At 55.1% G+C, this 4138-nt stretch carries 3 protein-coding genes and 1 pseudogene; 3 read left to right on the forward strand and 1 reads right to left on the reverse strand.

Going from position 1 to position 4138, the window contains the following annotated elements; all coding sequences use genetic code 11:
* The first annotated feature begins 216 nt into the window (after positions 1–216).
* The 3 genes from ROE7235_RS18830 to ROE7235_RS18840 all read left to right on the forward strand — a co-directional run bounded on the left by ROE7235_RS18830 (position 217) and on the right by ROE7235_RS18840 (position 3737).
* A complete protein-coding gene (locus ROE7235_RS18830; RefSeq protein ID WP_121097420.1) occupies positions 217–1461 on the forward strand; it encodes a CBASS cGAMP synthase in 1245 nt (414 codons plus the stop codon).
* Between the two features lie 105 nt (positions 1462–1566).
* Complete coding sequence (locus tag ROE7235_RS18835) at positions 1567–3261, forward strand: ThiF family adenylyltransferase (RefSeq protein ID WP_183073590.1); 1695 nt, start codon at positions 1567–1569, stop codon at positions 3259–3261.
* A complete protein-coding gene (locus tag ROE7235_RS18840) occupies positions 3258–3737 on the forward strand; it encodes a Mov34/MPN/PAD-1 family protein (RefSeq protein WP_121097426.1) in 480 nt (159 codons plus the stop codon). Before ROE7235_RS18835 ends, ROE7235_RS18840 begins: the two co-directional genes overlap by 4 nt.
* Before the next feature lie 76 nt (positions 3738–3813).
* On the opposite strand, the pseudogene ROE7235_RS20900 reads toward ROE7235_RS18840, so the two are convergent.
* Positions 3814–4014: pseudogene (locus tag ROE7235_RS20900) on the reverse strand (TrbL/VirB6 family protein); the annotation flags it as partial.
* Between the last annotated feature and the right edge of the window lie 124 nt (positions 4015–4138).

Raw genomic sequence — 4138 nt, forward strand, 5'->3', positions numbered from 1 at the left:
CAAATCCACAGTGAAAATCCTCCCGCCCTCCCTGTCGCCAGAAAGGGTAAAAGTGGACGACTTTTACGCCGCCCGCAGCAGGCTCATCCCGCCGCTACCGTGGCCGACTTTCGCACCGCCGTTCTCATCTGGTATTGAAGACTCGACCCAATGCCCCCAAGTATATGGGTAAGCCGCGTAACCACCACAAGATAAGACCAGAAAAGGGGCAGTTTTATGCCTGTTAACGCACACAAAGCCTTCGTGTCCCGGCCCTCGGGTTACAAGTTTGCATTGAACCTTTCAGAGAAGCAGGAACAGACACTGCGAAGCGCTCGGGATGACATTCGCAGTGAAATCTCCTCCCAGTTTGGGTCATTTGCGAAGTCGTTGGGTGACCAAGTTCTGTTCGAAGACCGCGCGCCTATACTCGCGCGGAGCTTCCAAACACCGAAATTCAGGATGCAGGGCAGCTTCTCGTACCACACATGCAACCAGCCCGCGCATGTGCCGCCTCAGGAGATTGACTTGGACGATGGGCTATTCATGCCCGTCTCCTATTTTCAAAAGGGTGGAGACAGGTCCCCTGTGATCCAAAGCGCAGCCTACTTTTTCATTATCGAGCGCATCCTAGCGCCACTGTGTGACACGAAGGGCTGGCAACTCATAACGGACAAGCCTTCGTGCATCCGAGTCAAGATTGACGACACCATGCACACCGACCTCGCACTGTATTCGGTGCCAGACGCGGACTTCCAGCGTATCTTGAAAGACGCCCAAAACCGTGGCGTCGACCTCGCGACAGAACTCATGATGGAGGACACAGCCTATCGGATGCTGTCGCATGACGAGATTATGCTGGCACACCGAGATGAGGGTTGGAAGAAGTCCGATCCACGCAAGCTCGAAGACTGGTTTATCGATGCCGTGAAAGAGTACGGAGAACAAGTACGAACTGTTAGTCGCTTTCTAAAGGGGTGGAAAGATTTTCAATGGCCCGAGGGAAGGCTAGCATCGATTGCCCTCATGGCCGCAGTCGTGTCGGTCTTTGAGAAGGCTTCGGCGGCAATTGCGGGCGACCGGGATGATCTGGCTTTGTTGCGCGTCGCAGAAGATTTGCCCGACTTCCTCGCCAATGATATTCCAAACCCGGTCGTAGAGGGCGAGCGCTTGGATCAGGGCTGGTCCGCAGAGGAACGCAGCGATTTCGTTACGAAAGCTAGATTGCTTGCTGAGCGTCTGGCAGACGCGCTGACGCAAACGTCAGACCGGGCAATGGCATATGAGGCCCTACAAGAGCAATTTGGCGGGCGTATTCCAGACGACCTTACTCTCTACGTGCCGGACGCTGGCCTTGAGACAAAGGCAAGCGAGTTGGCTGCACCTGCGGCCCTTACTATGGGGATGCTGGACCGAATCGACGCGGAGCACAGCAATGACCTCGCAGCTGTGAACAAGCAGGGCGGGGGCCGTTACGGGTAATCGGCATTGATTGGGTCGTCTGAACCTACCGTCCTCATGCCGACTGGGTTATCCTCGTGGGTGCATGCTCAATTTCCGAATGTTCGAGACCTTACACCGGGTGAGTTGTCTCGATATGAGGCCAAAGACCCAATCCGCGGTTGGCTTGTCCCGTTTGAGCATCAAGATGACCGCTTTGATCTGCAAGTGGTAATCTTTCGGGATTTCCCGTGGACAAAGCCGCGCGTGTACTGCCCTGAAAAATATCAATTCATACAGTTCCCGCACATCGAGAAAGATGGTGCATTTTGCCTCTACCCACCGGGGGCAGAGCACAATCCTCTGAACCCTAAAGGGTTGATTTGGGATGCCATCAAAGAAGCTGCACGATTGATTATCGCTTCATACGACGAAGCGTTTCTTAGTGATTTTGTCGATGAGTTCGACTCTTACTGGAGTAAAACAGAGGGGGGCACAAATATCATCAGCCTACTGTCACCCGACGGTGCCTCTCGTAGGGTATCCCTGTGGAGCAGCATAGCTGACTATTATCTGGCGGATGACGACACGGCCTTGGAAAGTTGGCTTCGCAACCGCTTTCCGGGGAACAAGAAGGACTACAATTTCACCACCGCAACACACATTGTCCTCAATAGGCCCATCCTGCCTTCGGAATACCCGAGGTCGGGTGCGGCGATTCTGCGCTTTTTGCGGGAGCTGGCACCCGAATCCATAGAACTGCTGGCAGATGCGGCCGTAAACGCTGATGACAAGTTCACCGTTTCCTTCGAGGGGCGCACGGTTGATGGGCCGGTGTTTTTCGCCGTCGAAGTTATGCCTCCCATCAAACAAGGTATGAAAGCCGGGCGACGCCCAGACATGGTGCAGAAGGGCTTTCGGCCTGGAAAGGTGCCGAACCAACTCCGAATGCAGCGGCTGTTCGGGGGGAACAAGGTTGAGCGCCACGAGACCATGCGCGCGGACCCATCGTGGATACATGGACGTGACACCCATAAAGTCGCGCCTTTGTTCCACAAGCGTGTTCTCATTGTCGGCGCGGGGTCATTGGGAAGCGAGGTTGCTATGCTTCTGGCCAAAACGGGTGTTGGCTCGATCACAATGGTTGACCCGGAACTTCTGGACTATCCCAATGTCGGGCGTCATGTGCTCGGGGTCACGCAAGTCAGGACATTTAAAGCCAAGTCACTTGCAGAAAAATTGGCTAGTGACTTCCCGCATATGCGGTCGATCAAGTATTTTGCCGAGGGCTGGCAATCGCTCTACGGCAAACGTCCTGAGGTCTTCCACAACACCGATTTGATCGTGTCCACGGTTGGCAGTTGGGTGGCTGAGGGTAGGCTCAACCAAGAGGCTAGGACTGAAGCGGATTTCCCACCTGTGATCTATGGGTGGGCAGAGCCATTTTCAGTTGCAGGACACGCCGTATTGGTCAGCTCCGAGGGCCCATGTTTTGCCTGCGGAATGGACCATTTCGGGAAAACGCTACAAACAGTTTGTGAGTGGGACACCGAGACGACCCGTAAACAGCCCCATTGTGGGGCCAGTTTTCAACCATATGGGCCGGTATCGTTGTCAGGCGTAGCGGCATTGGTGGCGAAGACCACAACTAAAGCACTGCTTGGTGAGGTGCACCCTGGGACCGAGGCCGTTTACTGGGCTTCGAAGGAGGAAATTGCCCAGCAAGGAGGGCGTTTCACCCCGGATTTCCTAAATTGCTTTCCTGACGTTCCTGAGTTCGGCGGAACAAGGCAATTTGAGTGGAGGCAAAAGGGAGATTGTGCTTTTTGCGGAGAGGCATGAGTATTCGTTACCCCATTGGAGAGAGCGGGCAATTTCTGACCCTAGAACAGAATGTTCTCGATTACTTTGTTGGGTGGCGACAGTTGGACCCGAAAATGCCTGAAGCTGGTGGGCAGCTATTTGGTGCGGTCGAAGGTCAATGCATCAAAGTCAAGCTGGCAACCGGTCCGAGGCGTTCCGACCGACGAGGACGCTTCTTTTTTATCGCGGACCGTCTTTCGGAACGTCGGGAGATCAGCGCGTTGCACAAATCTGGGCTGCACTATTTCGGAGATTGGCACACTCACCCGCAATCCATTCCTACCCCTTCTGGAACTGACCTTTCATCGATGGATGACCTGTTCGCTCGCTCAAAGCATGATTTGAATGCATTTTTGATGGTGATTGTTGGCACAGCCGGGCCTCCAAAGGGCTTGCATGTTTCACTTCACGAGGCCAGCGCATGGTCGAGACTTGAGGCTGAAATTGGCGTCTAACGACCAGTGTCCGCTATTAAGAAGCCGCAACGCGGCGTGGCTTGGCACAGTAAATGTCCGGAATGGGCCGTCACCGTCACCGCCGCCCAAGCCGTCCCAGTCTCGCAAGCTGCGCCAGCATCTGCGACCCTGTCCCCGGCGACCCTGTGCCGCCTGCGGAACCCGTCTGCCCCATGCCTTGCCTCACGGGCATCTGCTGCACGCCAAAGAACTGCCGCGCCCTGAGGGCTGCGTATTCTGCGCCACTGGCCCCGCCGATGAGGTAGCGGTTGTATGAAGTGGTCCGGCAAATTTGGACAGCGTGCTAAGATGTATCCAACGCGCACGAATGGATACGAGAATGACAAAGCGACGGAACTTTTCAGACAAGTTTAAAGCTGCTGTGGCGCTTGAGGCGCTGC

It is taken from the genome of Roseinatronobacter ekhonensis, from assembly GCF_900499075.1.
Taxonomy (GTDB): domain Bacteria; phylum Pseudomonadota; class Alphaproteobacteria; order Rhodobacterales; family Rhodobacteraceae; genus Roseinatronobacter; species Roseinatronobacter ekhonensis.

What these genes read in the sequence shown, in the direction of transcription:
- ROE7235_RS18840 (WP_121097426.1), top strand. Translation starts at nt 3,258, where the DNA reads ATGAGTATTCGTTACCCCATTGGAGAGAGCGGGCAATTTCTGACCCTA.
- ROE7235_RS18830 (WP_121097420.1), top strand. Translation starts at nt 217, where the DNA reads ATGCCTGTTAACGCACACAAAGCCTTCGTGTCCCGGCCCTCGGGTTAC.